At 51.2% G+C, this 26,083-nt stretch carries 25 protein-coding genes; 6 read left to right on the forward strand and 19 right to left on the reverse strand.

Going from position 1 to position 26,083, the window contains the following annotated elements; genetic code table 11:
- From cysS to RSA72_RS07095, 15 genes are all read right to left on the reverse strand, one after another.
- Positions 1–1,026, reverse strand: a 1,026-nt coding sequence (gene cysS / locus RSA72_RS07025) for a cysteine--tRNA ligase (RefSeq protein WP_332632910.1), incomplete at its 3' end; no start/stop codon positions are given.
- 188 nt (positions 1,027–1,214) lie between these two features.
- Entirely contained in the window at positions 1,215–1,838 is a 624-nt protein-coding gene (locus RSA72_RS07030) for an ATP-binding cassette domain-containing protein (RefSeq protein WP_332624574.1), read from the reverse strand.
- Between the two features lie 2 nt (positions 1,839–1,840).
- Positions 1,841–2,524 (reverse strand): molybdate ABC transporter permease subunit, encoded by a 684-nt coding sequence (gene modB / locus RSA72_RS07035; protein WP_332624576.1) that lies wholly within the window; start codon positions 2,522–2,524, stop codon positions 1,841–1,843.
- 11 nt (positions 2,525–2,535) lie between these two features.
- Positions 2,536–3,300 carry a molybdate ABC transporter substrate-binding protein gene (modA, locus tag RSA72_RS07040; protein WP_332624575.1) on the reverse strand — a complete coding sequence of 255 codons (765 nt, stop codon included), beginning with the start codon at positions 3,298–3,300 and terminating at the stop codon, positions 2,536–2,538.
- A gap of 16 nt (positions 3,301–3,316) precedes the next feature.
- Complete coding sequence (locus RSA72_RS07045) at positions 3,317–4,564, reverse strand: molybdopterin molybdotransferase MoeA (RefSeq protein ID WP_332632912.1); 1,248 nt, start codon at positions 4,562–4,564, stop codon at positions 3,317–3,319.
- Complete coding sequence (moaCB, locus tag RSA72_RS07050) at positions 4,561–5,484, reverse strand: bifunctional molybdenum cofactor biosynthesis protein MoaC/MoaB (protein ID WP_332624090.1); 924 nt, start codon at positions 5,482–5,484, stop codon at positions 4,561–4,563. Before moaCB ends, RSA72_RS07045 begins: the two co-directional genes overlap by 4 nt.
- Before the next feature lie 57 nt (positions 5,485–5,541).
- The gene (locus RSA72_RS07055; RefSeq protein ID WP_332624089.1) at positions 5,542–6,051 is read right to left on the reverse strand and encodes a molybdenum cofactor biosynthesis protein MoaE; all 510 of its coding nucleotides are present in this window, start codon (positions 6,049–6,051) and stop codon (positions 5,542–5,544) included.
- Position 6,052: 1 nt separating this feature from the next.
- Positions 6,053–6,316, reverse strand: a complete 264-nt coding sequence (locus RSA72_RS07060; protein WP_332624088.1) for a MoaD/ThiS family protein — start codon at positions 6,314–6,316, stop codon at positions 6,053–6,055.
- 1 nt (position 6,317) lies between these two features.
- A complete protein-coding gene (gene moaA, locus RSA72_RS07065; RefSeq protein ID WP_332624087.1) occupies positions 6,318–7,349 on the reverse strand; it encodes a GTP 3',8-cyclase MoaA in 1,032 nt (343 codons plus the stop codon).
- Entirely contained in the window at positions 7,346–7,525 is a 180-nt protein-coding gene (locus RSA72_RS07070) for a hypothetical protein (protein WP_332624086.1), read from the reverse strand. Before RSA72_RS07070 ends, moaA begins: the two co-directional genes overlap by 4 nt.
- A gap of 65 nt (positions 7,526–7,590) precedes the next feature.
- The gene (mobA, locus tag RSA72_RS07075; RefSeq protein WP_332624085.1) at positions 7,591–8,217 is read right to left on the reverse strand and encodes a molybdenum cofactor guanylyltransferase; all 627 of its coding nucleotides are present in this window, start codon (positions 8,215–8,217) and stop codon (positions 7,591–7,593) included.
- The gene (locus tag RSA72_RS07080) at positions 8,214–10,994 is read right to left on the reverse strand and encodes a molybdopterin-dependent oxidoreductase (RefSeq protein WP_332632913.1); all 2,781 of its coding nucleotides are present in this window, start codon (positions 10,992–10,994) and stop codon (positions 8,214–8,216) included. Before RSA72_RS07080 ends, mobA begins: the two co-directional genes overlap by 4 nt.
- Before the next feature lie 198 nt (positions 10,995–11,192).
- Positions 11,193–12,803, reverse strand: a complete 1,611-nt coding sequence (gene nirD, locus RSA72_RS07085; RefSeq protein ID WP_332632914.1) for a nitrite reductase small subunit NirD — start codon at positions 12,801–12,803, stop codon at positions 11,193–11,195.
- 29 nt (positions 12,804–12,832) lie between these two features.
- Complete coding sequence (nirB, locus tag RSA72_RS07090) at positions 12,833–15,379, reverse strand: nitrite reductase large subunit NirB (protein WP_332632915.1); 2,547 nt, start codon at positions 15,377–15,379, stop codon at positions 12,833–12,835.
- Positions 15,380–15,412: 33 nt separating this feature from the next.
- The gene (locus RSA72_RS07095; RefSeq protein ID WP_443098290.1) at positions 15,413–16,762 is read right to left on the reverse strand and encodes an MFS transporter; all 1,350 of its coding nucleotides are present in this window, start codon (positions 16,760–16,762) and stop codon (positions 15,413–15,415) included.
- A 442-nt stretch (positions 16,763–17,204) separates the two neighbouring features.
- Here RSA72_RS07095 and RSA72_RS07100 point away from each other — a divergent pair, with 442 nt between their 5' ends.
- From RSA72_RS07100 to RSA72_RS07110, 3 genes are all read left to right on the forward strand, one after another.
- Positions 17,205–17,792: an ANTAR domain-containing response regulator gene (locus RSA72_RS07100; RefSeq protein ID WP_332623604.1), complete on the forward strand. Its 588-nt coding sequence runs from the start codon at positions 17,205–17,207 to the stop codon at positions 17,790–17,792.
- Between the two features lie 2 nt (positions 17,793–17,794).
- Positions 17,795–18,805, forward strand: coding sequence for an ABC transporter substrate-binding protein (locus tag RSA72_RS07105; RefSeq protein WP_332632916.1), 1,011 nt, complete (start codon positions 17,795–17,797; stop codon positions 18,803–18,805).
- Between the two features lie 449 nt (positions 18,806–19,254).
- Positions 19,255–21,360: a TonB-dependent receptor plug domain-containing protein gene (locus RSA72_RS07110; protein ID WP_332632918.1), complete on the forward strand. Its 2,106-nt coding sequence runs from the start codon at positions 19,255–19,257 to the stop codon at positions 21,358–21,360.
- A gap of 288 nt (positions 21,361–21,648) precedes the next feature.
- Here RSA72_RS07110 and RSA72_RS07115 read toward each other — a convergent pair whose 3' ends face one another.
- Entirely contained in the window at positions 21,649–21,927 is a 279-nt protein-coding gene (locus RSA72_RS07115) for a hypothetical protein (protein ID WP_068910810.1), read from the reverse strand.
- Positions 21,928–22,353: 426 nt separating this feature from the next.
- Here RSA72_RS07115 and RSA72_RS07120 point away from each other — a divergent pair, with 426 nt between their 5' ends.
- A complete protein-coding gene (locus tag RSA72_RS07120; protein ID WP_332624302.1) occupies positions 22,354–23,061 on the forward strand; it encodes a glutamine amidotransferase in 708 nt (235 codons plus the stop codon).
- A gap of 48 nt (positions 23,062–23,109) precedes the next feature.
- Positions 23,110–23,736 carry a LysE family transporter gene (locus tag RSA72_RS07125; protein ID WP_332624300.1) on the forward strand — a complete coding sequence of 209 codons (627 nt, stop codon included), beginning with the start codon at positions 23,110–23,112 and terminating at the stop codon, positions 23,734–23,736.
- Between the two features lie 75 nt (positions 23,737–23,811).
- On the opposite strand, the gene RSA72_RS07130 is transcribed toward RSA72_RS07125, so the two are convergent.
- Positions 23,812–24,396, reverse strand: coding sequence for a YceI family protein (locus RSA72_RS07130; RefSeq protein ID WP_332624299.1), 585 nt, complete (start codon positions 24,394–24,396; stop codon positions 23,812–23,814).
- Between the two features lie 465 nt (positions 24,397–24,861).
- On the opposite strand from RSA72_RS07130, the gene RSA72_RS07135 reads away from it, so the two are divergent.
- Entirely contained in the window at positions 24,862–25,467 is a 606-nt protein-coding gene (locus tag RSA72_RS07135) for a hypothetical protein (RefSeq protein WP_332624298.1), read from the forward strand.
- Positions 25,468–25,528: 61 nt separating this feature from the next.
- Here RSA72_RS07135 and RSA72_RS07140 read toward each other — a convergent pair whose 3' ends face one another.
- Both RSA72_RS07140 and RSA72_RS07145 read right to left on the reverse strand, forming a co-directional pair.
- On the reverse strand, positions 25,529–25,744 hold the full coding sequence (locus RSA72_RS07140) for a hypothetical protein (RefSeq protein ID WP_068910803.1): 216 nt from the start codon (positions 25,742–25,744) through the stop codon (positions 25,529–25,531).
- Positions 25,745–25,905: 161 nt separating this feature from the next.
- Positions 25,906–26,083 (reverse strand): transketolase-like TK C-terminal-containing protein (locus tag RSA72_RS07145; protein ID WP_332624304.1); only part of this gene is annotated, 178 nt, incomplete at its 5' end.

Below are 26,083 nucleotides of genomic sequence, written 5' to 3' on the forward strand. Positions count from 1 at the left end.
TAAAGCTTCAGTGGTTTTTTCACCGTAGCTTTGTTGATACGCTTTAAATGAATGATAAAAACGAGAAAGGGTATTTTTTGCTTCTTTTAATGCTGCATCTGAAAAATTCACAGGGCTGCGGTAATGTGATGACATAACAAAGTAGCGGATCACTTCAGGATGGAATTTTTCCATCACATCACGGATGAAGAAAAAATTACCTGTTGATTTGGACATTTTTTCGCCATCGACATTAATGAAACCGACATGCATCCAGTAATTGACATACTGTTCATCCGTTGACGCTTCGGACTGCGCAATTTCATTTTCATGGTGCGGGAACATCAAGTCTGAACCGCCGCCGTGAATGTCGAAATGGTTGCCGAGGCAGCAGGTTGACATCGCTGAACATTCAATATGCCAGCCCGGACGGCCATTGCCCCAAGGCGAAGCCCAAGACGGTTCATTTTCCTTGGCGTGCTTCCACAGCACAAAGTCAAATGGGTGTTTCTTTTCGACTTCGACGTCTACGCGTTCAGATGCGCCCGCCTGCATATCTTCCAGCTTGCGCCCGGACAGGCGGCCATATTTGGCGAATTTTTCCACTTGGAAATACACATCGCCGTTTGCAGACGGATATGCGGTGCCTTTATTGACTAAATTGCCGATCATGCTCTGCATCTGGTCAATATAATCGGTTGCGCGCGGCGCTTCATCCGGATGCAGGCAGCCCAGATTTTCCGCATCTTCATTCATCGCCTTGATGAAGCGGTCAGTCAAAGCCGTGATGCTTTCGCCGTTTTCATTGGCGCGGGCAATAATTTTGTCATCAATATCCGTAATGTTGCGCACGTATTTCACGTTCCAGCCTTGGCTACGCAGGAAGCGGATGATGTAGTCAAATGCAACCATGACCCGAGCATGTCCAATATGACAGTAGTCATAGACCGTCATGCCGCACACATACATGTCGATATGCCCATCGACGCGGGGCACAAATTCAACTTTTTTACGCTGCTCTGAGTTATATAGAACAAAAGGTTGCATAGACTTCAAAATGCTTCAGATAAAAGATGACTCATCTTAACCTAAGCATTATTTTTCATAAAGATTTCAGCGAAATTTTTTAAGCATTCCCTGCACTTCATATGCAGGCAAAGCAGCCGCTTTTGTTTTATGGGCGCTTGATGAATTAAATTGATGATCCAGCTTTCGGCGCTGTTTAAACTGCGCGGTTAAATTTCCAGCGCATACACAGCGGCATTCAGCGCAGTTAATTCTTCCGCATGATGGCTGACATACAGCATCGGCAGCCGGTACTGCTGATGAATCTGCTTTAAGAAGCTGATAATCTGCAATTTCAGCTGCGCATTCAAGCCGCTCAGCGGTTCATCCAGAAGCAGCAGATTGGGCGAGGACATTAAGGCGCGGCCAATCGACACCCGCTGCGCTTCGCCGCCGGAAAGCTGATGCGCCTTGCGCTGCAGCAGCGGCCGGATTCCTAAAATATCAATGATTTCATCCAGCGCAAAGCGGCTGCCGCTGAGGTTCTTGGCCTGCGGAGAATACAGCAGATTCTGCCTGACGTTCATATGCGGAAACAGCAAGGCATTCTGCAGAATGAGCGCAATCCGGCGCTGGTGCATAGGAATAAAGGTGCGCGAAGCGGCGTCTGACAGCACGGCGCCATTAAAGCGGATGCTGCCCTGCGCAGGCTGCAGCAGGCCGGCAATATTGTGCAGCAGCGTGGTTTTTCCTGCCCCTGAAGGCCCCACAATGCCTAAAATCTGCCGATCCAGCTCCAGCTTCACCTGCAGCTGAAAATCATTGCGCCGGTATTCAAAATCACACTGCAGCATCTTCAGCCTCGCAATTTTTTTTGATAGCGCTGCATGATCCAGTAATTCGCAATCAGGGCAGCAAATGCCAAAACCAGCGACAGCGTCACCAAACGCATCGCCATGGCGTCACCGTCCGGCTGCTGCAGCAGGGAATAAATGGCAATCGGGATAGTGCGGGTTTCATCCGGAATATTGCCGACAAAGGTGATGGTTGCGCCAAACTCGCCTAAACTTCGGCTGAAGCATAAAATGCTGCCAATCAGCATGCCCGGCAGCGCCAAAGGCAGGCTGACGCTGAAAAATACTTTGAGCGGGCTGGCGCCTAAAGAGCCGGCAATCTGCTCCAGCTGCGGATTAATCATTTGAAAGGACAAGCGGATCGGCTGCACCATCAAGGGAAAAGCCACAATCATCGAAGCCAGCACGGCGCCTTTCCAGTTAAAGGCCAGCTGAATGCCGAAAGCGCTGAGGTGCTGGCCAATCACGCCCTGATTGCCGAACAGCAGCAGCAGCAGGTAGCCCAGAACCACCGGCGGCAGCACCATCGGCATCTGCAGCAGCGCTTCCAGCACAAACTTGGCGCGGAATTCATGGCGCGCCAAAAGCCAGGCCAAAGCGGCCGCAAAGGGCAAGCAAAGCGCTGTGGCAAATCCTGCAACTTTTGCTGAAAGATGCAGCGCGCTGAGTTCTTCGGGGGTCAGCAGCATCGTATCTTTTATACCTTGAGCTTAAAGCCATACTTCTGGAAAGTCTGTCTGGCCTGCGGGCTGGTTTTGACAAATTTAATGAATTTCACCGCGTCAGCATTGTTCTGGCCCTGCACGGTCAAGGCCAGCGGATACACAATCGGGCTATGCGAATTGGCCGGGAAAGCCCCGATGATTTTGACTTTTTTGCTGATTAAGGCATCGGTTTTATAAACAATGCCCACTTGGCATTCACCCCGCTCCACAAAGGCCAAAGCTGAACGCACATCATCAGTTCCCACAATCCGCCCATTCAGGCTGTTCAGCCAATTCAGCTGAGTCAGGCTCTGTTTGGCGTATTTTCCAACAGGAACCGACTCCATTTGCCCTGTGCATAAATGCCCTTGAAAAGATTGCGCAAAATTGAATTGCGGAATGGCGGTAAAGCTGATTTTCGCGCTCAAAGGGCTGATCAGCACCAGCTCATTCAACAGCAGCGGCGTGACTTGGCTGGCCTGAATTTTCTGCTTCTGCACCAGATAGTTCATCCAGTCCTGATCCGCAGCGAAGAAAATATCGCTGGATGCTCCCGCTTCGACCTGCTTGGCCAAGGCTGAAGATGCGCCAAATACCGGCACGACTTTAGCTTCTGCATGCTGCTTCTGATACAGCGCGGAAATATCTGCAATGGCATTGGTCAGGCTGGCAGCTGCATAAATTTTAACCGTTTCCGCGGATGCTGCCCCAGAGGCGGAAACCATCGCGAGCATGAGTGTTAAATGTTGAATCCGCATGGATATTCCCCTGATTTCAGTTTTGGATAAATAGGCCCTGCAGGACCTGCCCGGCCTGAACCGGCTGACCGGCAGGCACGCGCACGATGCAATTGGCCTGCATTAAGTTGCTGAGCATATGCGACTGCTGCTTGGCGAGGCTGGCCAGCTTCAGCAGGCCTTGATCAAAGCTGGCGGACATTCTTAAAAAGCGCTCGCGGGCATCCGCTTTCAAGTCATGCGTCATGACCGCGCTGAACCACTCCGGCAGCTGCTTTTTCCCCTGCAGGGCATTCAGCAAAACCGCCGCATACAGCTGCATGCCAATATACACCGCGCCCGGATTTCCCGGCAGTCCTAATAGATAGCAAGCGCGCTGATCACTGCCTTTATGCTGCGCAAACAGGATCGGCTTGCCCGGTTTTTGCTTCACTTTCCAGAAAATCTGCTCAAAACCGGTTTTTAAAGCGGCCGGCCGGACAAAATCATAGTCCCCGACCGAAACGCCACCCGTGGTCAGAATCACATCATACTGATGTTTCAATGAGTGAAATAAATCAACCGCCGCCTGTTCACTGTCCTGCACATGCATCATATCAACTGCCTGATTCTGCGCTTGAAACCATGCCTGAATCAGCGGCCCATTGGCATCAAAAATCTGGCCTGAGCTCAGGTCTTCCACAGTTTCCGTAACTTCATCGCCCGTAATCACCACGGCAATTTTAGGGTAGCGGAAAACCCGCACCTGCTGAATCCCGGCCATGCTCAGGGCAGCAATTGCGCCGACATTCAGCTTCTGCCCAGCGTAGGCCAGCAGCTGCCCGGCAGCCACTTCTTCCCCCATGCCGCGGATGTCTGCATGCGGCTGCAGCGCTTCGGTCAGCACAATGCCGCAGGCCTCTGCCTGCACAATTTCCTGACGCGCTACCGCCGATGTCCCTGCAGGAATTTCAGCGCCGGTAAAAATGCGGATGGCCTGGCCTGGCTGGAGCTGCGCATCCGCCGCCTGCCCGGCGCGGATTTCGCCAATCAGCTCAAAACGTGCATCTGGCTGAATCTGCTGATCTGCACATACCGCATAGCCATCCACCGCGCTTTGCGAAAAGATCGGCAAATTGATGGCCGAATGTATGTCTTCGGCAGCATAGCGGTTTAGAGCCTGGCTTAAAGGCAGCGTTTCCGCAGTCAAAGGCTGCACATAGTCCAGCATCATCTGCATGGCTTGATCTGCCGAAATCAGCCCCGGTTCTGCGCCGCAGCCTGAATGGATAACAGCCTGATTCATTGATAGCCTCCCGCATGCGGAATATTTTTCTGCACATCAAATAAATGCACCAAAGCCGGCAATACCGCAATCAGCGATTCTTTCGCGCCTTGGCGGCTTCCCGGCAGGGTCATCACCAGACTGCTGTCAATATAGCCGGCAACGCCGCGGCTTAAAGACGCATAGGGGGTGCGGCGCTGGCCAAAACTGCGCGAGGCTTCCATCAGACCCGGAATTTCCCGCTGCAGCAAAGGCTGAATGGTTTCGACCGTCAGGTCTTTTGGCCCTAGCCCCGTGCCGCCTACCGTCAAAATCAATGGATAATGGTTTTTCTGCTGCTCAATCAGCGCTAAAAGCTGCTCAGGACTGTCTGGTATCACCTGATAATGGATAGCATCAAAATTGGCTTCCTGCAGGATTTGCAAAACATTCTGCCCGGCGGTATCCGGCTTTTTGCCGGCAGCCACGGTGTCTGAAAGCACAATGACCAATGCCGGCATGGCGGCTTTCAGCACGCGGCTGAAATGGGATTTTCCGCCTTTTTTCTTCCGCAGCTTGACCTGATCCAGGCATAAATCTTCAGGTTCGCAATGCGGCTTCAGCATGTCATACAAGGTTAAGCCCGCCAGGCTGACTGCTGTCAGCGCTTCCATTTCCACCCCGGTCGGGCCAATGGTTTCCACTGTGGCAATAATTTCAACATGGGATTCAAACAGCGCATATTCCACGTCAGCGCGGTAGATCGGCAAGGGATGGCACAGCGGAATCAGCTCATCGGTGCGCTTTGCGCCAAGAATGCCGGCAATGCGCGCGGTTTTCAGCGCATCGCCTTTTTCGGTATTGCCGCTGCGCAGCAGTTCAATGCAGTGCGGCGGCGCATGCAGTATGCCTGCTGCAACTGCGGTGCGGCAGCTTTCCGCCTTCATGCCTACGTCTTTCATTGCACTCTCCTTATCTCTAATTTTTTTAACTTTTGGAATCTGAGCGCAGAACTGCTGTTAATCTGCATGCTCATGCCCGCAGCGCGCATGGCCAGCATGCGCATGAGGCATGGGCTGAGGCGCGTCATGATCCTTGCGGATGCAGCAGCCCTCCACATACTGGCTGCTGCCGTCCATGTAAAATTCTTCCTTCCACACCGGCACTTCATGCTTAACCCGCTCCACTGCCTCTTCACAGGCCTGAAAAGCTTCACGGCGGTGCGCTGCATAGGCCATGGCGATAATTGCAGTATCGCCGATAGTCAAAGCGCCTATCCGGTGCACCACCCGCACATAAGAAACGCCATACTTCGCCTGAATTTCCTGCTCAATCTGCCGGATCATTTTTTCAGCCACAGGCGCATAGGCGGTATATTTCAGCGCCTTGACCGCTTTGCCTTGATGATGATTGCGGACGGTGCCGACAAAGATGCCAACGCCGCCGCATTCGGGAAACTGCTGAATGCCGTCAAAGGCATGCTGATGCAGCGCGGCCGCCTGAATGCGCGGAAAATTTTTCAGTTCCATTTCAGCCTCCTGCCACGGGTGACAGCAGCACCAGAGTGCTGTCCTGTGTTAACGCGGTTTGCCGCGGAATAATGTCTTCGCCCACCGCGCAGGCGCAGCGCTCCAGCATGCCGTAGGCTTCCGGATAGGCGCGCGCCACATCTTCCAGCACTGCGGCGACTGAACTGCCGGCTGGGCATGGCAGGCTGAAGTCCTGCGGCAGCCGGCGCTCAATGGCGCCAAAAGCGGCTATTTTGACAGTAATCATCTTTTTATCCTGCTTCATTCTAGCCTCCTATCATATGCATGCTGATTTTCCGGGAATTATTCAGCAGCTGCTGTTGTTGCTGAATGGCATGAAAGCCTTGCTCTTTCCGCCAAATATAGCTGCTGAGCCACTGCTGCAGCGCAGATTCAGCCGCGCTTTTGGCGGAAGACAGCTGCTCGATCTCTGCTTTCAGATTCAGGCCCTGCCGCGCAAACAGGCAGTTATAAAACTCGCCTTGCGCATTCAGGCGCAGGCGGTCACAGCTGCTGCAGAATGAATTGGTGATGGTCGAAATAATGCCAATGGGCCTGCCGTTCACTGCATAGCTCCGGGCCGGGTTGGCGCCTTGCCCCTGCATCATCTGCACGTCAAACTGGCTTTGCAGCTGCGCTAGAATTTGCTGCTCGCTGACCACGGCCTGCTGTGTCCAGTGCTGATCGCCATCCAAAGGCATGAATTCAATAAAGCGCAGTTCGGCATTCTGCTGCTGCGCCCATTGCGCTAAAGGGATGATTTGATCGTCATTCAGGCCTTTGATCAGCACAGCATTGATCTTGATGCTGAATCCCGCTTTTTGCGCTTCGGCGATGCCTTCAAGCACAGACTGCAGCTGTTTTTGGGTTAATTGATGAAATTGCGCTTCATTCAGGCTGTCCAGACTGATATTTAAATCATCCAGCCCCGCCTGCTTTAAGGCCACGGCAAAGCGTTTCAGGTAATGGCCATTGGTGGTCATGGAAATGCGCTTCAGCCCGAGCTTTCTCAGCGCCTGCAGCTGCGCAATGAAATGCACCACGCCTTGGCGCAGCAGCGGTTCGCCGCCGGTAATCCTGATCTGCTGAATGCCGTGGCGCACCATAAAGTCGCAGAATTGGTACAGCGCTTCAAAACTGAGCAGATTGTGCTTTTTCATCCACTCTGGATGCTCAGGCATGCAGTAGCTGCATTTGAAATTGCAGCGGTCCGTGACGGAAATTCTAAGCTTGCGCTTCTCCCGCCCAAACTGATCCTGGAACGCATTCATCTGCTGTAATTGTGCCATGCTGTTCATCTGTATTTTCCATGACGCTGATTTGCGCTGTCTTTGCCCAGTGCAAACTTCTGCGCCCTATTGGGTTGCAGTACAATTTCAATAAATTTTGCAATAAGTGTTCCAACTTTGCGCGTTTTTATTAAATTGCCCGCTTGTGGCTGATATTTTTTATTTTTGCCAAGAAGGCTGCCCATTTATGGGCAAAACAGCAGCAGGCTCCGCCCTTTAAAACGGCTGAGCAATACCGTGGCGCAGAGCGTTACAGGAACTGCAGCTGCCGGTGCTGCTGCAGCTCATCAAATGAATTAATGCTGTGAAAAAACAGTGCATGATTTTGAAAACGCGCCACCTGCATGTGCAAATCGGCAAAACACTGCTTTAAACTACGCTGATTTTGCTCAAGATGCTGCATCAATTTAGGCAGGCTGCTTCTTTTCAGCAGGCAAAATGGAAACAGCGCTTTGCCGTTAATGGCCGCCACGGCCACTTCACAGCGCGGATCGCGCTGCAGCGCCTGATGCAGGCGGGAAATCACTTTATTGGGAATAAAAGTCACATCACAGGGCACAAACAGCACATAATCTGCCTGCACATGCGCCCACGCGCTTTTCATGCCCATCAGCGGGCCCTGAAACCCCGCTTCATCATCCTGATATACCTGAATGGACGGCAGCAGGCGCTCATAAATTGAATGATCGCGGTGGCTGCTGATCCACACCTGCGATACCCGCGATTTCAGCTGCTGATGAATTTTAAGCAGCTGGATTTCATCATCGAACTTCTGCAGCAGCTTATTGATGCCATTCATGCGGCGCGCCTGCCCGCCCGCCAGAATGACCAAATCGGTTTCAGGATAAGTGGCTTGCTTCAACGCTTTTCTTCTCATTCTGCGCACTCCGCTTGACAGGCTTTAATCAGGCCGCGAATTTCCGGCAGGCACGAACCGCAATTGCCTCCGGCTTTTAAGCAGGCCGTCACCTGTTTTTCGTGACTGATTTTCTGTTCTTTAATGGTATTGATAATGCGGTTTTTGCCGACTTTAAAGCAGCTGCAGACCAGCGGCCCCTCACTGCTGTTCATCGACATTGCCTGCCCGGCAAGCAGGGCTTTGCGGTGCATCGCGCTCAGCCGTTCCCGCTTGAACAGGCTGGCAACCCAGTCCCGGTCTGGCAACAGCGCTTTCGGCGCAATATACAGGCTGGCAATCAAATGCCCATCCTGCAGCACCACAGTATGGCTGATATGCGCGGTCTGATCTTCCACATTCAGCCATTCAAAGCTTTCATCGCTAAAAGGCAGCAGCGCCTGCAGCTGCTGCGTTACGGCGCTGAACTTCTGGCGGTCCGCCAGTTCATAGCGGACGGCTTTCGCCGCGGTGACTTTCGTCCACCATACGGCCTTTTGAATGCCCGGCTGCACCTGCGCCTCAAAGCCCTGACGCACATACAGCACGCCTTGCCATTGGGTGTAAAAGGGCTGAACCGTCACCGGGGTATGCTTGAACTCAGGCTCGCCGGAAACCGCATCCACTGCAGGATTGACCACTTTGCCAATTCTTGCGTCTGAAGCCACCTGATCATTCCAGTGAATGGGCGCAAAGACCTGGCCGCGGCGGATATTTTCACTGACCTGCACCCGCAGCACGCACAGCCCCCATGCAGACCGCACTTCCGCCAGCTCACCGTCTTTGACGCCATATTTCAGCGCATCATGCGGATGAATCTCGCAGTACGGTTCGGCGCGGTGGGTGCTTAAATTCGCCGACAGTCCAGTCCGGCTCATGGTATGCCACTGGTCGCGGATCCGCCCGGTATTCAAAATCAGCGGATATGCACCGCTCACCGCATGGGCTGGGTTTTCCGCTACAGCGGCGATGAACTTGGCCCGGCCATCGGCATGGCTGAAGCGGCCATTTTCAAATAAGCGCGCCGCGTCTGCATCTTTTTGATTCTTCCGCCAAACCGGCCATTGCGCCGGCTTGAAGGCATTGTATTCCTGCAAGCTTAAATCAGTTAGGCCCTGCAGATTGAAGTAGCGGAAATCCGGCGTTTCTTCGCGTTGTGCCAGCTCGGCGTTCCGGCAGGCGGAAAGCCGCGCATGCTCCAGAAAAATCTCATGGCTGCCGGCAAAATCAAAACCGCTGAATCCTAATTTCTTGGCAACCTGGCAAACCGCCCACCAGTCGGCTTTGGCTGCAGCCGGGGCATCTAAAAAAGCGCGCTGTCTGGAAATGCGCCGTTCAGAATTGGTCACGGTGCCGTCTTTTTCGCCCCAGCCCAGCGCCGGCAGCAGCACATCGGCATATTGCGTGGTGTCTGTGTCTAGGCAGATGTCCGACACTACCACAAATTCGCACCGTTCTAAAGCGCGCTTGACCTGATCCGCATCCGGCAGGCTGACCACCGGGTTGGTTGCCATAATCCAAAGGGCCTTGATCCGGCCGCTTTCCACCGCCTGAAACAGATCCACCGCTTTCAGCCCCGCTTGGCTGGCAATATGCGGGCTGCCCCAAAAGTCCTGCACCAGCTGGCGGTGCTGCGGGTTTTCCAGCTCTAAATGGCTGGCCAGCATATTGGCCAGGCCGCCGGCTTCCCGCCCGCCCATGGCATTCGGCTGGCCGGTCATCGAAAATGGCGCTGCTCCCGGCTTGCCGATTTTCCCGGTCAGCAAGTGGCAGTTGATAATGCTGTTGGCTTTATCCACCCCGCGGGAAGACTGGTTGACGCCCATGGAAAACAGCGTCATCACCTTGCCGGTTTGCGCAAATGCCTTGAAGAACTGATCTAATTTTTCAAGGGAAATTCCCGTCCGTTCCGCAACGGCCGGCATTGAGGCTTCACTTGCGCTGCAGGCCAGCGCCTGTTCTAAGCCTTGCGTCTGCTGCGCGACAAAATCCTGATCGGCATAGCCGTTTTGCGCAAGATACTGCAATAAGCCGTTAAACAGCGCCACATCCTGCCCCGGCAGAACCGGCAAATGCAGGTCAGCCGCCTCACAGGTGCTGGTAAAGCGCGGATCAATCACCACCACAAACAGGCCGCGCTGTTCTTTGGCCTGCATGATGCGCTGATACAGCACAGGATGGCACCAAGCGGTATTGGAGCCGACCAGCACCACCATATCGGCCTGTTCAAAGTCTTCATAGCTTGCCGGAACCAGGTCTTCGCCGAATGCCCTTTTATGCGCCGCCACGGCGGATGACATGCATAAGCGCGAGTTGGTGTCGATATTGGCCGTGCCTAAATAGCCTTTGACGAATTTATTGACCGCATAATAGTCTTCGGTCAGCAGCTGGCCTGAAACATAAAAGGCGATGCTGCCGCGGCCATGCTGATCAATGCATTGCTGAAATTTATCTGCAATGCCCGCAATTGCCGTGTCCCAGCTGGCCGCCTGACGGCTGGCCTTGCGCCCGATCATCGGTTCAAGCACCCGGGTTTCCAGACCCAAAGTATCCGCCAGATTGCTGCCTTTAATGCACAGCTTGCCAAAGTTGGAGGGATGGCTGATGTCGCCTTCCACCGTCACTTTCTGCCCCAGCGCGGTTTCCGCCACACGCGCCGTCACGCCGCAGCCCACGCCGCAGTACGGGCAGGTGGTATTCACCGTTTTAGTATTTATTGCTGTGGAGCTATGCAGTTCCATTACAGGGATACTATTCATTTCTGCTTCGCTCCTTAATTATTTGAATTTACATGTGTATTGCTTTAACTTTTAGCTAGAGATTATTCCGCCAATCCACCCCAACCCTCCTTTGAAAAAGGAGGGAGTTTTAACCGCCCAAGGTCATATTTGACGGGTCATGCTTTCCCCTCTTTTTAAAAGAGGTGAGAAGCATCGGCTTCACAAGGAAGATTAAATTCACCCTGCTTTTTTTAATGCAAAATCTTTACCAAAAAGCAGCTTATTGCGGATAGAAGTGATCGGGGTCTGATCGGCAATCAGTTCCGCATACCAGACGCCGTCTTCGGTATCGCCGAACAGCACGGCGCCAATCACCTTATCTTTTTGAATAATAATGCGTTTATAAATCTGGCGTTTTTCATCATTCAAAACAATGTCTTCAAAATCCTCCGCAGGCTCAAAATCGCCCGCAGAAAAAACATCGCAGCCGCTGACCTTCAGCTGTGTCGGAACCGTCGGCGCTTTAAACGTCAGGCTGCCGTGCTCGGCCAAATGCGATGCGCAAATGAATGCCTGCCCCCAAAGCGGCTCAACCAGCCCAAAAGTCTGATTGCGGTGCTCAATGCATTCCCCCACTGCATAAATGCTCGGGTCATAGGTCTGCATGGTGTCATTGACCAGCACGCCGCGGCTGCAGCGCAGGCCCGCGCTTTGCGCCAGCGCCATATTCGGGCGGATGCCCACCGCAAACACCACCAAGTCCGCATCCAGCAGGCTGCCGTCTTTTAATCTGACCTGCGCAACATGGCCTTCATCACCCAGCAGTTCTTCGGTATTGGCTTCGGTAATGATCCTGATGCCTTTTTGCTCAATGGCATGCTTCAGCATTAAGCTGGCTTTTGCATCCAGCTGGCGGTCCATAATGCGGTCCATTAAATGCAGCACCGTCACATTCATGCCTTGCTGCTTCAGCCCGTACGCCGCTTCAAGCCCCAGCAGTCCGCCGCCAATCACCACCGCATTTTTCCTGGTTTTGCAGTAGTCCAGCATGCGCCGGATATCGTAAATATCGCGGAAGCTTAAAACGCCGTTCAGCTCAGCGCCTTTAACTGGCGGAATAAACGGCTTCGACCCGGTCGCTAAAATCAAGCGATCATAATCAACTACTTCACCTGCGCCGGTATGAACCTGCTTGCGCGGACGGTCAATTTTCACCGCAGGATCGCCGGCAATAAAGCGGATGCCTTTGTCCGCATACCATGCATGCGGATGCAGCATAATGTCATCAATGGTTTTTTCGCCTGACAGCACCGGAGACAGCATGATGCGGTTATAGTTGCCCCAAGGCTCTTCGCCAATCACGGTAATTTCATAGCGCTCCGGCGCCATATCCAGCAAGTCTTCAAGACAGCGCATGCCTGCCAGGCCATTGCCCACCAGCACCAGCTTCATTTTTTCCTGCGCTGCGCCATTATTGGTAATGTAGGTTTTTTGTGGCACCGGGCTGATCAGCACCTTGCCGTTTTCAATTTTGCTTGGAAACACCAGCAGCTTTTGATCTTTATCTTCCAGACAGCGCCCTGTGGCTAAGCTGAAATGCTGCTTGTAGATGGGCGACGCCACCACCCGTTCGCCCTGCAAGTCGCCTAAAATGCCGCGCGACATCACAAAGGCTTTGCTGAACGGGTCCTGATTGCTCAGCGCATAAACGCGCTTTTCGCTGCCCACGCGGAAGACCGCAATCTGCTGCCCTGCAAGCCATGCGCCCACGCCGGTATTCGGCGTGATGTCATCCAGGCTGCACACTTCAATCCATTCTGCATCGTTCATTTCTTTTAAAATTGTCATCTTCATTCTCCTTTAGGCTGGCAATGGGCTTAAGCTTCAACGACAGGAATGCGGGCAGCGTCACGCTCTGCATCGGTCTTCGGGCGGATTTGCCCGCGGACGGCGGCGAATTGAATATGCGGGTCCTGCTGCTGTTCGGCTTTGGCATTGATGAAAGTTACGAAGCGCTTGCGCACTTCCGGATCTTCCACCGCGGTGCGCCATTCATCCTGATAAGTTCCCACCACATGGCTCATGCGGCGCTCCAGTTCAGCAGCGATGCCCAGAGAGTCATGCACCACCACATCTTTCAGGTAATCCAGGCCGCCTTCCATATTGTCGCGCCATACGCTGGTGCGCTGCAGGCGGTCAGCGGTCTGCACATAGAACATGAAGAAGCGGTCGATGTATTTGATCAGCGTCTGCGTATCCAAGTCTGAGGCCAGAAGTTCGGCATGGCGCGGCTTCATGCCGCCATTGCCGCAAACATACAGGTTCCAGCCTTTTTCGGTGGCAATCACGCCAACGTCCTTGCTTTGCGCTTCAGCGCATTCGCGGGTGCAGCCCGACACGGCCATTTTCAGCTTGTGCGGTGAACGCAGGCCCTTGTAGCGGTTTTCCAGAAAAATCGCTAAGCCGACCGAATCATCCACCCCGTAGCGGCACCATGTGCTGCCGACGCAGGATTTCACGGTGCGCAGCGATTTGCCGTAAGCATGGCCTGACTCAAAGCCGGCCTTGATCAGCTTTTCCCAAATTTCAGGCAGCTGATGCACCTGCGCGCCAAATAAGTCAACACGCTGTCCGCCGGTCAATTTGGTGTATAAGCCGTACTCTTTGGCAATTTGACCCACCGCAATTAAGCCGTCCGGCGTCACTTCGCCGCCCGCCATGCGCGGCACCACCGAGTAGGAGCCGTCTTTTTGAATGTTGCCCAAATAGTAGTCATTGCTGTCCTGCAGGCCGGCATGGCTTGGCTTCAGCACAAAATCATTCCAGCAGGAAGCTAAAATATTGGCAGCCGTCGGCTTGCAGATGTCGCAGCCCAAGCCGTGACCATGCTGCTGAATCAGGTCATCAAAAGTCTTGATTTCATTGACCCGCACCAAGTGATACAGCTCCTGGCGCGAGTAGGCGAAATGCTCGCACAGATGATTATTGACCGTAACGCCTTGGCGCTGCAGTTCAGATTTCAGCACCTGAGTCACCAGCGGCGCGCAGCCGCCGCAGGCCGTGGCGGCTTTGGTGCATTTTTTCAGCGCGCCCAGCGAGGTTGAACCGTCGGCAATGGCGCTGCAGATATCCGCTTTAGATACGTTATTGCATGAACAGATGGTTGCGCTGTCCGGCAGCAAATCCACCCCGCTGCCGCCGGCTTTTGCCCCGGACTGCGCATAGCCCGGCATGATGAGGCTTTCAGGATTTTCCGGCAGCGCCAGTCCATTCAGCATCATTTGCAGCAGGTCGCTGTATTCCTTGGCGCAGCCGACCAGCACAGCGCCCAGCAGTTTGGTTTTCTCGGCATTGACCACAATTTTTTTATAGATTTGCGCAGCTTCATCGGCATAGAAATAGCTCAGCGCATGCGGCGTCATGGCGTGCGCATCACCGATGGAGGCGACATCCACCCCCATCAGCTTCAGCTTGGTGCTCATGTCCGCGCCGGCAAATCCGCTGCAGGCCTGCTCCATCACATGCTTGGCGGCAATGCGCGCCATGTCGTAGCCTGGCGCCACCAAGCCGTAAATTTTGTTCTGCCACAGCGCGCATTCGCCAATCGCGTAAATGTCCGGATTTGAAGTTTGGCAGTAATCATTCACCGCAATCCCGCCGCGTTCGCCAATGGCCAGCCCGCTTTGGCGCGCCAGCTCATCGCGCGGGCGGATTCCAGCAGAGAATAAAATAATGTCGGTTTCCAGTTCTGAACCGTCGCTAAATTTCATCACATGCGCTGCCGATGCGCCGTCTTCAATGCAGGATGTGGCTTTCTGGGTATGAACTTTCACCCCCAGATTTTCAATTTTAGCGCGCAGCACCTTGCCGCCCAGATCATCAATCTGCACCGCCATCAGGCGCGGCGCAAATTCCACCACATGCGTTGCCAAATTCAGGTCGCGCAGCGCCTTGGCCGCTTCCAGGCCCAGCAGGCCGCCGCCGATCACCACGCCCGATTTAGCGTTTAAGCTGGCTGCGCGGATCGCATCCAGATCTTCAATGGTGCGGTAAACAAAGCAGTTGGCGCGGTCATTGCCCGGAATCGGCGGCACAAAGGCATAGGAACCGGTTGCCAGCACCAGTTTATCAAAACTCAGAACATCGCCATGACCGGTTGTGACGGTTTTATTCAGCGGGTCAATGGCTGCAGCTTTGGTGCTGAGGCGCAGATCAATGCCGTAAGCATCGGCAAAATCTGCACGGCACAGGGTTAAATCTTTGGCCGATTTTCCGCTGAAATATTCAGTCAAATGCACGCGGTCATAAGCCAAACGCGGTTCTTCTGCCAAGATGGTGATTTCAACCTCATCACCTGCATGCTCTAAAACAGATTCGATAAACTTGTGGCCAACCATGCCATGACCGATCATGATGATTTTCATATTATTTCTCCGGATTATTGCTATTTCTCAGGCTTAGTTTTGCGCTTCAGCCATGTTGCGTTCATGAACAGCCTGTTCAAACAAGCGCTGCTCTTTTTCCTTATGCTCAACCGAGAAACGGATCATCAGGACACAGCTGGCAGCAATCACCACCAAGCCGCCGAGCACCATTAAGGTGGTTTGAATGTCCAACATGCCTTTCAGCAGGAAGCCCGCCGCCACTGCGCCGACATTGCCGCCTGCGCCAATAATGCCTGCCACTCCGCCCAAAGCATCACGGTCAATGAACGGCACCAGAGCATAGGTTGCGCCGCAGGCCATGTGGGTGAACAGCGCAAATACCGTCATGGTGAGGATCGCCAGCATGGCGCTGTTCATTTGCGAGAACACAATCAGGAATAAGCCTTCCAGCAAGATCATGCTGAACAGCACTTTGGTGCGGCCATCCAGGCCTTTTTTCAGCGCGACTCGGTCTGAAACAATCCCGCCCAGCGCGCGGGCAAACAGCGCCAGCAAACCGAAGATGCCTGCAGCCATGCCGGCTTCTTTCAGGCCAAACTTAAAGGTGTCAACGTAGTACATTGCGACAATGTTATGAATGAAGATTTCAATGCCGAAGCAGGCAGCATAAGCGCCAAACAGAATCCAGACACGGTAGTTGCGGGCTGCATGCATCAGAATCGCCATGCCGCCTTTTTTATCACTGCCGACACTGATGCCTTGCGCGCGCAGTTCCTTAAAGTTGCCTTGTGGACAGTCTTGGGTAAATTTCCAGTACAGGCAGCCGACAATCACCATCATCAGGCCCGGAACCAGCAAAGCGATTCTCCAGCCCATTGCCTGCTCTACGCCGAACATCACAATGGCGGACAGCAGCAGCGGCATCAGGGCTTGCGTTGCGCCGCCGCCGGCATTGCCCCAGCCGGCTGAAGCCGCATTGGCTGTGCCCACCACATTCGGCGCAAACATGATGCTGGTATGGTATTGGGTAATGACGAAGCTTGCGCCAATCGCGCCGATCAATAAGCGGAAGAACAGGAAGGATTCATAGCTGTTGGCGGAAGCGACGCCAAACACTGGAATGCTGCCGATAATAAGCAAAGCGGTATAGGTTTTGCGCGGGCCGTATTTATCGCACAATGGCCCGACAATCAGCCGGACTAAAATGGTGATCGCAACAGCGGCGATATTGATATTGGCAATCTGATCTTTGGTTAAATGAAACTCACCGGCAATCACCGGCATAAGCGGCGCGCAGGCAAACCACGCAAAGAAGCAGACAAAAAAAGCGAGCCAACTCATGTGGAAGGCCCGCATCGCTGAAGAACTAAAGTTGAATAGATTTATTTTTGTCGCTTTTTTAGCATTTAAAGTTGAAGACATAGCCATCTTCCTCCAGAACTGAACGCATAGGCAATCTAGCTGCGCGGTAATTTCGCAATAGATTCGATCAGAGCGGACATCGTTGGCCCTCTTACAAACTTTATGAGTCTTCTTTGACCCGCTGTGAATAATGCACACGCCGTGCCAACTTCAAAAAATAAACTTTAAACAATTGTTTATTATCATTTTAATAACTTTTAAGCGCTGAATTCAGCCGCCTGCTTATAGAATTGCATCCGCAGCTCAGGCGCAAAAGCGGTGCAGCCCGGCGCCCAAAAAGAGGCTGCGTTTTCTCGGCGCACTTTTGCGTCATGCTGGTGCGCATAGCGGCAACACTTAAACTCAATGATTAAGATTAAAGGCGCGAGAATCCTGCAAAGCTTCTGGCACCAAAATTGCTTAATCAATAGAAATATTTTTCAGGCTTTGCCTCAGTATCAGCATGCCAAATCTAAAAATAGCCCTGATTGATGACGATTTTGAGCGCTCAGCCTTTATCAAGTCATCCCTAATTGAGCATGGCTTCGATGTTGTCGCCTGCCTGATGATTGACCACTTGAACAGCTCCGGCCTGCAGCAGCTGCATGCCGATGTGATTTTGCTGGATATGGACCATCCGCACCGCGACATTATTGAAAGCTGCGTCAGCCAGTTTGACCTGCCGACTGTGCTGTTTACCAAAAACTCGCATAAAGACACCATTAAAAATGCCATTGAAGCCGGCGTCACCGCCTACATTGTGGACGGCATAGAGCCGCAAAAGCTTGAAAGCATTTTGGAAATTTCAATCGAACAGTTCAGGAAGCATAAAAAGCTGCTGAAAGACCTGAATGAAGCCAAATGCAGGCTGTTTGACCGCAAAGACATTGAAAAGGCCAAAACCATGCTGATGCAGATGCATCAGCTGACTGAAGATCAGGCCTTTGTGCTGCTGCGCAAAAGCGCCATGAGCCACCGCATGACCATAGGCGAAATGGCGCGCCGCCTGATTGACGCGCAAGAACTGCTGCAGTCGCAATTTAAGGAATAAGCATGGCATCTTTAGAAAAAACCAAACTGCATTTGGGCTACATTCCGCTGCTCGACTGCGCCGCAATTCTCTGGGCAGACCGGCAGGGCTATTTTCAGCAGGCCGGCTTAGAAGTCAGCTTAGAGCGTGAAGCCTCGTGGGCCAGCTTAAGGGACCGCTTGGCCTACGGCTTTTTAGACGCGGCGCACTGCCTTTCCGCCCTGCTGCCTGCGGCCGCCATTGCCGAAGATCAGCCGGGCATTCCACTGCAGACGCCGCTGGTGCTCAGCGTCAACCGCGCCTTTATCAGCCTGAGCCAAAAACTCTGCTTCGATCTGGGCATCAGCGTGCAGGACAATGAACAGCAGGCAGCTGAAAAAGTGGTCAAAGCCATTCAAAATCAGCATCCTTTACAGCTGGCCTCGGTGTTTCAGCAATCCATTCATTATTTTTGCCTGAAAGAATGGCTGGCTATGGCGGATGAAGACGCCGCGCGGAATATTCAGATGAGCATCATTCCGCCGCCGTATATGGTCGAAGCGATGAAAAGCCAGGTGATTGACGGCTTCTGCGTCGGCGAGCCGTGGAATACTGAAGCGGAACTGCTGGGCATTGGGCAAATGGTGGCATCCAGCCAGAATATTATTCCGCCTGTGGCGGATAAAGTGCTTGCCGTAACGCAGGAATGGGCGCTGCAGAACCCCAATACACTGGCGGCTCTGAGCGCCGCCATTCAGAAAGCGCAGCGCGAACTGAAAACACTGCAGGATTATGCCGAAGTCTGGCAGATGCTGGAGGATTACCGGATTATCCGCTTTAAAAGCTCTGAAACCGTGCATGTGCAGAAATATTACGCCATTCAGAACATCATCCGCAATTTTGTGCAGGATGACGCAATGCCCAAGGCTGAAGACTTTGCATGGCTGATTCAGATGATGGAAAAATGGCATCCGCAGAACATGCATCTGCAGCAAAAAACCGCACAGGAGATTGCGCAAATCTGCCAGCGCTGCATTGTTGATTATGCAGGCTAGCTGAGCTGCGGCTTGGAATTAAAAAGTCTTTCTAAAGCCTGATTCCAGCCAGTTCAGCATTCGACTTCTTGCATCAGTCATTATGGTATTGGATTTCTTGCACAGCAATGCTATTCATCTCATTGCTGTCCCATCGTTAAGTAAAATAAACTTCAAAGTGGATAAATCATCCGCCTATCTGCACCCAAAAAATCTATAAGCAATAATGAAGCTGCTCTTAACCTAAGCGCTTAGCAGCCCAGCCTATAAATACTGATCAAATCCCGCCAGCTTCAGAAGCTGAAAACCATATTTTTGATATGGAAATCAGTTTTTTATGCTACCGCAGCAGCGGCAATTTTTTAGCATAGCCCAGTTTAAACTATTTTTTCGCGCGTCCTATTTTTCCACAATGTTTCTCCATATTTTTAAGCTAGTCTTACGCAAAATTACACTTGGTACACCTAATAATGAAACGCCTGCACCCCTATTTAAAATTAAGCGCTTTAAGTTATGCTGTATTGACTATTTCATCATCTGTCTGGGCAGACGGCGCTGCAGCGGAAGCTGCATCAGCAGCCAGTTCCCAAGCTGTGCAGACCCTGCCGACTTTAAGCTTCCAGGTTGAACAGGCGCCTGCTGTACAAAAAGACCCGGACATCAGCGCGGTTGCAAAAACCATTGTCACCCGCGAAGAAATGGAAAAATTTGGCGATCAGTCGGTGAATGACGCGCTGCGCCGCGCAGCCGGTTTTCAAATGCCTACGCCCGGCCAAGGCCCGCGCGGCGGTTCGGGCAGCATGCGTTTCCGCGGCGGCGGCGCGCCAGTTTTTTTGATTAACGGCGAGCCTGTGCAAGGCGGCCCGCGCGGCGGCATGTCTGTCGTCGACAGCATTACGCCTGACATGATTGAACGCATTGAAATTACCAAGCAGCCAAGTGTCGCGCAGGCCTCAGTTGCTTCTTCAGCGGTCATCAACATTATTTTAAAAGAGCCTTTGGATGGCACGCGCTTAAGCGGCACGGTGCGCGCAGGCTACGGCGTTGCAAAATCAAATGCAAACGAAGAGCAGCGCAAAAATATCAGCCTGCAGATGGATGGACGCGATGATGCCTGGATTTACAGCCTGTCCGCCAATCAAATGTGGAATGACACAACTGCTGTCGCCCAAATTCAAAACGCCGGCGGCCTGAACAGCACGCAGCAGCGCACGGTCAACCGGACTTCGCAAATGATCAGCCCGCGTGCGGAATATCTGATTGATGATCAGCAGAAAGTCATCGCAGAGTTGTTTTGGCGCAACAATGAAAGCGAAGGCAGCATGCGCGATCAAATTCAGGAAGATAAAAACGACAGCATCCGCCTGAATACCCGCTATGAGCGCAAGGATCAGGGCGGTTCAGATAAAATCCGCCTGTCGATAGAGCAGCAGAATGAAACAGAGCTGACCCGTTCTGCGCTCAGGCAGTCTTATACTGATGAGCAAGTGAATGAATACGGGCTGGCCTATGACGGCGTGCGAAAATTTGATGAAAGCAAGCAAATCAAGTTCGGTACAGATTTGCGCGCCAGCGAGCTGGAAAGCAATATTGCCGCGGCTTTAGATGAGCAGCGCTATGCCCTGTATGCCGAAGGCAGCTGGCAGTTTACACCGCGCCAGACCTTAACCTTAGGCGCGCGTCAGGAATGGATCAGCCGTTCCGGCTTGGTGGATTACAGTGATCAGCACCTCAGCCCTGTGCTGGCCCACCGCTTTGATTTTGATGACCGCTGGTCTTTGCAAACCAATATCAGCCAGGCATTCAGCAGCCCGCGCGCCAATCAGCTCTTGCCTGCCGTTTCGGTGTCTACCGATGCGGATGCCGGCACGCTGAATAACCCTGACCGCGGCGGCAATCCATTCTTAAGGCCGGAAAAAATCAATGCCTACGAAACTACTTTGGGCTATAACACCCCTGCGGGCGGGGTGAATATCACGGCGTATTACCGTGAAATCAACGACTATATTGAGAAAGCCATCCGCAATGAAAATACACAAGGCGGCTTATGCGCTGCAGGCGGCGCAGACTGCCGTTTTGTAGAACGGCCGTATAATCAAGATAATGCAACTACTTACGGAGTGGAAGTTGCTGGGCGCTATGCCCTAAAGCAAACTGAAAACGGCCATTCCTTCATGCTGAATGCGCAGCTTTCTACCGTGCGGGCGGAAATTGAAGCAGACAATGGCGCCAAGCGCCTTGCCAGCGATGTTGCCCCATACACTGCCGGCACGGGCCTATCCTACAGCTACCAGCCGTGGCGCATCTCCGCCAGCGCGAATTTGAATTACACGCCTGAATATACCCGCACATTAAGCAATGAGCCTTATGACCGCACCAGCAATCAGCGCGTGAATATGGATCTCAGCCTGACCAAGCGCTTTGACAGCAGCTGGTCAGCTTCCGTCAATGCGCGCAATATTTTAAGCACGGATTATAAAGAGCGCCTCAGCAGCACGGCGGACGGCAGCCTGTACCAAGCCCGCGTCAATGAAGCGATTCCAAGTGTGCTATTCAGTGTAGAGAAAAAGTTCTAAGGGTGGGCTCAAGCAAATAGCTAATGTCAATCAGTTAAGTATAATTTTATCATTGCTGATTGATAAATCCCCCCTAACCCTAAGCCATATATGGCGCAAGACAAAAGAGGAGAATGCTTTTGAATTAAGATAGTCTTGCATTCAAAATACTCCCTCCTTTGAAAAAGGTGAGCAGCACTGCTGCGCAAGGGGAGGATTAAAAATGCTTAACTGACTGGCATTAGCAGCAGATACCGGTTTTCTTTATACACGGCAATAGGGCTTCTGCCGGTGATTGAATTGCAGCTGTTACATTTTCTGCAGGACTTTCAATAAGCCGGCAATCCGGAAAGTGTGCGCCTTATTGCCCTGCTTTTCCAGCACGCGCTGTTCAACCCACCACAGGTAATCAAAAATTTCAGTTTCACTTGAATTCTGTCTAATCAATTTAAAAATATTCGGCAGGTAATCATCATATTCATCACGCATTGCAGGAATGCGCCGTATCCCCAAAGGATCCCACTCTTTCAGTAAAATTTTATGTATCGCATGCAGCAAGGTTGCATCGCGGGTATGCTCAACATCCATAAAACACCCCCTTCTCTATATTTTTTTAATATAAAAATCATATATATGGAATCTAACTGATTCTCTCGCGCATGATCAAGCAATTTTTTCAGGCATATCATCATACCCTTGATGCATTTGATTACTATCTGTTTTTCATTAATTTTTTTTGCGCTTTTTCAATATATATTAATTTTCATATTATATATTCAGCAAATTCAGCGCTGATGAAAATTATTTTATGCAAAATGCAACGCAAACCGCATTTTAGCCATGAATCCGCCTATTCAGGCAAAATTGCAGGCGCTATTTTACGGCGCCACCGCTGCCTGCATCAGCAGCTGCGGGCATTCCTCTGTATTTCTGCTTTAATTTTTTAATCTGCGCTTTTTATTTGCAGCCAATCAGGATAAATTTCTAGGCATCTATAGATTCCAATGACTTGCCATGACTTCCGCATTTCCAGACACGATTTACGCCATTCAGCACCTTGCTTTTGAAGACTTGGGCGCGCTTGAAGATGTTTTTTACCCGCTGGGTTTCCGCGTGCGCTATTTCGAGGCCGGCGTCGATGATTTAACTCAGGCTTTTGAACATCCAGGCCTGACCATTATTTTAGGCGGGCCAATTGGAGTCTATGAAGCGGAGGACTACCCTTTCCTGCAGCAGGAAATTGACTTGCTCAAGCAGCGCCTGGAAAACGGCCTGCCCACTATGGGCATCTGCTTAGGCGCGCAGCTGATTGCGCATGCCTTGGGCGCAAAAGTCTATGCAGGGCATGCCAAGGAAATTGGCTGGAGCCAGCTCAGCCTTGCCGAAGTCCCAGACAATATCTTGGCGCCGCTGGCGGAAACACCTGTGCTGCATTGGCATGGCGATACTTTTGACCTGCCTGAACATGCCACGCTATTGGCCAGTTCCGATCTTTACCCAAATCAGGCTTTTTCCATCGGTAAAAATATTCTGGCCTTGCAGTTTCATATAGAGGCGGCAGCCGACAGCATGGAAAAATGGCTGATTGGCCATACCTGCGAGCTGCGCAACGCCGGCATCAGTATTCCAGCTTTGCGCGCGGACAACCTGCGTTATGCAGGCCGCTTAGAACCGCAGGCTCAGCGCATTGCAGAAAAATTTATGCGCCATTTAACCCATTAAAGCGGCTGCTTCTCCGGTCAAAATTATCTTCATATACAGAGTATTATCATGTCCGCACTTTTGGGTATTGCGATTATTCATCTTTTTGCATTGATTAGCCCCGGCCCTGACTTTTTATTTGTGACGCAAAGCGCAATCCGCCAGTCACGCATCCATGCTTTATATGCAGCTTTGGGTGTTTCCCTGAGCATCTTGGTCTGGGCGGTTTGCGCCTTAAGCGGCCTGCATTTTATTTTTCAAAAAATTGCATGGCTGCAGCAAGTGCTGATGATTTTAGGCGGCTGCTATCTGATTTATTTAGGCTTTCAAATGCTGAAAGCAGCATTCAGCCAAAATACAGCAAGCGCAAAAGCTGTGGCCGCAGCTCAGCCTAAATCCAAATGGGCGCTGCTGCTTCAGGGGTTTTTTACCAATATGGCAAACCCTAAAGCCTTGATTTACTTTAGCAGTATTTTTGCTTTAGCCATCGACAGCAGCGCTTCTCTAAACTCACAGAGCGCTTTATTATTCATGATTTGGGTTGAAAGCCTGCTGTGGTTTGCGACAGTGGCGTATCTTTTTTCCATGCCGAAAATGAATCAAATCTACCAGCGGCTGAGCAAATGGATTGACGGCATTACCGGCGGCATTTTTATCAGCTTCGGCTGCTACCTGCTTTTGAATAGAAATTCTTAACCGATGCACTGCGATAAAAAAAGCACCATCTTAATGGTGCTTTTTTACTGTCTGCAGCCGAATAATCGGTTCAGATTATTTTGCAGCGGGAACTGACGCTTCGGTCGTAATGTTGACAGTGATCTTATCGCCGACATTCGGCACATACGCGCCTACGCCAAATGCAGAACGGTCAAATGATGTTGTCGCATTAAAGCCAATAGATTCGGCTTTGGTCATTGGATGCACGCCTTGCTTATTCAGTACCGCATCCAGCACAACCGGCTTAGTCACATCTTTAACCGTCAGGTTGCCGGTAATTTTGTATTTGTTCTTGCCTGCGGCCTGAACTTTAGTGCTCTTAAACGTGATGTTTGGGTATTTTGCGGCATCAAAGAAATCAGCTTTCTGCAAATGCTCATCCAGCGCCTTGACGTTTGTGTTCAGGCTGGATAATGGAATTGTCACATTCACTGATGAATTTTCAGGCTTGGCATTATCGACATTAATTGTGCCTTGAATGTCGCTGAAGTTCGCGGATGGCGTAGAAAAACCAAAGTGGCTCCAGGTAAATACAGTCGCTGTATGCGTTGGGTCAATTTGGTATGCAACCGGTTTCGCCATTGAAAGCGTTGCAGCTGACGCTACAGCCAAACCGATTGTTAATGCTTTAAAGTTCATGTTTTTATCTCACTTCCGAATGAGTGCTAGTTTATTCCTTTCTGAGTTTAATTCAGCGCTATGAATAAAACGATATGTTGCAAGAATGAAACAATCTTCGCTTTTTAAGCCAATATTGCCCGAAAAATAGAACTCTCCATTGCATGCCTTATATTTTTAATTTTATTTACAATATCTTAGAGCAAACAATCTGCATTCCGACTCCAGCAATAGGTGCGCGAACTTAACGCTTAAAATCTTATTTTTCCGGCAGGATACAAATGCATAACACTGTTATAGGCAGGAACAGCTCACTGCTGAAATAGCCGCTAGACTGCAGCCTGATTATGATTCATTCAGCACCTGCGCCAAGTCCTATTCGGTCGCGCCTATGAAAGCGCCGCTGCAACCGCTTATTCCAATTCAGGAAAATTTCTCTGCTAATAACTTAAACAGTTAATTTATATGATTATAATATGCGCTTATTTGGCCGATTATTTATTAAATATTGGGGAAATTATGAAAATCAGCAATCTTATTTTAGCAGCCTTGCTTTGCACTCCAGTTATTGCTTCTGCAAAGCCTGCACAGTTTTATAAGCCTTATAAAAGCAAGGATACCGTTGAAAATATTCAGCCTAAACGCTATATCGTGAAAGATGTCAATGTGACGCTTTCAAGCAAAATGAATGCGCCTGATTTTCTAAATCAAGATCAAATTAAACAGCGCTATATTCAAAAATTAAATGCGGATTTAAAAGCTAAAAATTTACTCGCTGACGCAGAAACCGCCCAGCCGATTGCAATCAGCTTTGATATTGCCCAGAAAAGAGTATTTGCTGGCGAAGACCTTAAATTTTTAGGCTCAAACACCGGGAAAAAATATGCGCATAGCGTAATGCGCTACCAATCAAGCTTAAGCCATAAAGATCAAGAGCTGGCAACACTCTCTTCAGAAGAGAAAATTTCGTTAGGCTCAAAGGGGAGTTTTGGCAAAATTATCCGTGATTTATCTGGAAGCGGAGCACCTCAAAATGAATTAGAAGACATTGATGGCTTTGCGCAGCACATGGTTGAACAGCTTCCTGAATAAGACCAATTAAGCAATCCTTAAAAATCAAAGCCCCTTTCGGGGCTTTTACTGCAAAGCAAGCTTACAGCTTCTCAACCAGCACACGGTCAACCTGCTTTAAGCCGGTGTGCTTTTCATGGTTTTTACGGCGGATTTTAATGATCTTATCTTCCTGCAGATCCTGCAGCATCAATTCAACCGCCATCATGTTCTCAAGCGGCAGGTCTTGACCAATCCACTTTTGCTCGCCCGTTTCCATCAGGAAAATTTCATCATTAATCTGGCTATACAGGCTCATATTTTCCTCACTTACGGCATATGCATGCCAATTTTAATGAATACTGTAACTGCATAAACTTTAAACCCATAGCCGGCAATCCGCCATAGGCTTAGTGTCATTTAGTCCATAAAAAACGCCCCTGTTCAGGAGCGTCCTTTACCGCGGTTAATTCTGAAGAATTAAGCAGTCAATTCTTTTACCGCAGCTACAACCGCTTCAGCAGTAATGCCGAAGAATTGATACAAGTCTTTTGCAGGTGCAGATTCGCCATATGTAGTCATGCCGATCACTTTGCCATCTAAGCCGACAAATTTCCACCAGTAATCGACATGCGCAGCTTCTACAGCAACACGTGCA

Source organism: Acinetobacter sp., from assembly GCF_036659555.1.
Taxonomy (GTDB): Bacteria; Pseudomonadota; Gammaproteobacteria; order Pseudomonadales; family Moraxellaceae; genus Acinetobacter.

What these genes read in the sequence shown, in the direction of transcription:
- RSA72_RS07030 (WP_332624574.1), bottom strand. Translation starts at nt 1,838, where the DNA reads ATGCTGCAGTGTGATTTTGAATACCGGCGCAATGATTTTCAGCTGCAG.
- modA (WP_332624575.1), bottom strand. Translation starts at nt 3,300, where the DNA reads ATGCGGATTCAACATTTAACACTCATGCTCGCGATGGTTTCCGCCTCT.
- RSA72_RS07045 (WP_332632912.1), bottom strand. Translation starts at nt 4,564, where the DNA reads ATGAATCAGGCTGTTATCCATTCAGGCTGCGGCGCAGAACCGGGGCTG.
- moaCB (WP_332624090.1), bottom strand. Translation starts at nt 5,484, where the DNA reads ATGAAAGACGTAGGCATGAAGGCGGAAAGCTGCCGCACCGCAGTTGCA.
- RSA72_RS07055 (WP_332624089.1), bottom strand. Translation starts at nt 6,051, where the DNA reads ATGGAACTGAAAAATTTTCCGCGCATTCAGGCGGCCGCGCTGCATCAG.
- RSA72_RS07060 (WP_332624088.1), bottom strand. Translation starts at nt 6,316, where the DNA reads ATGAAGCAGGATAAAAAGATGATTACTGTCAAAATAGCCGCTTTTGGC.
- moaA (WP_332624087.1), bottom strand. Translation starts at nt 7,349, where the DNA reads ATGAACAGCATGGCACAATTACAGCAGATGAATGCGTTCCAGGATCAG.
- RSA72_RS07070 (WP_332624086.1), bottom strand. Translation starts at nt 7,525, where the DNA reads ATGGGCAGCCTTCTTGGCAAAAATAAAAAATATCAGCCACAAGCGGGC.
- mobA (WP_332624085.1), bottom strand. Translation starts at nt 8,217, where the DNA reads ATGAGAAGAAAAGCGTTGAAGCAAGCCACTTATCCTGAAACCGATTTG.
- RSA72_RS07080 (WP_332632913.1), bottom strand. Translation starts at nt 10,994, where the DNA reads ATGAATAGTATCCCTGTAATGGAACTGCATAGCTCCACAGCAATAAAT.
- nirD (WP_332632914.1), bottom strand. Translation starts at nt 12,803, where the DNA reads ATGACAATTTTAAAAGAAATGAACGATGCAGAATGGATTGAAGTGTGC.
- nirB (WP_332632915.1), bottom strand. Translation starts at nt 15,379, where the DNA reads ATGAAAATCATCATGATCGGTCATGGCATGGTTGGCCACAAGTTTATC.
- RSA72_RS07095 (WP_443098290.1), bottom strand. Translation starts at nt 16,762, where the DNA reads ATGTCTTCAACTTTAAATGCTAAAAAAGCGACAAAAATAAATCTATTC.
- RSA72_RS07100 (WP_332623604.1), top strand. Translation starts at nt 17,205, where the DNA reads ATGCCAAATCTAAAAATAGCCCTGATTGATGACGATTTTGAGCGCTCA.
- RSA72_RS07105 (WP_332632916.1), top strand. Translation starts at nt 17,795, where the DNA reads ATGGCATCTTTAGAAAAAACCAAACTGCATTTGGGCTACATTCCGCTG.
- RSA72_RS07110 (WP_332632918.1), top strand. Translation starts at nt 19,255, where the DNA reads ATGAAACGCCTGCACCCCTATTTAAAATTAAGCGCTTTAAGTTATGCT.
- RSA72_RS07115 (WP_068910810.1), bottom strand. Translation starts at nt 21,927, where the DNA reads ATGGATGTTGAGCATACCCGCGATGCAACCTTGCTGCATGCGATACAT.
- RSA72_RS07120 (WP_332624302.1), top strand. Translation starts at nt 22,354, where the DNA reads ATGACTTCCGCATTTCCAGACACGATTTACGCCATTCAGCACCTTGCT.
- RSA72_RS07125 (WP_332624300.1), top strand. Translation starts at nt 23,110, where the DNA reads ATGTCCGCACTTTTGGGTATTGCGATTATTCATCTTTTTGCATTGATT.
- RSA72_RS07130 (WP_332624299.1), bottom strand. Translation starts at nt 24,396, where the DNA reads ATGAACTTTAAAGCATTAACAATCGGTTTGGCTGTAGCGTCAGCTGCA.
- RSA72_RS07140 (WP_068910803.1), bottom strand. Translation starts at nt 25,744, where the DNA reads ATGAGCCTGTATAGCCAGATTAATGATGAAATTTTCCTGATGGAAACG.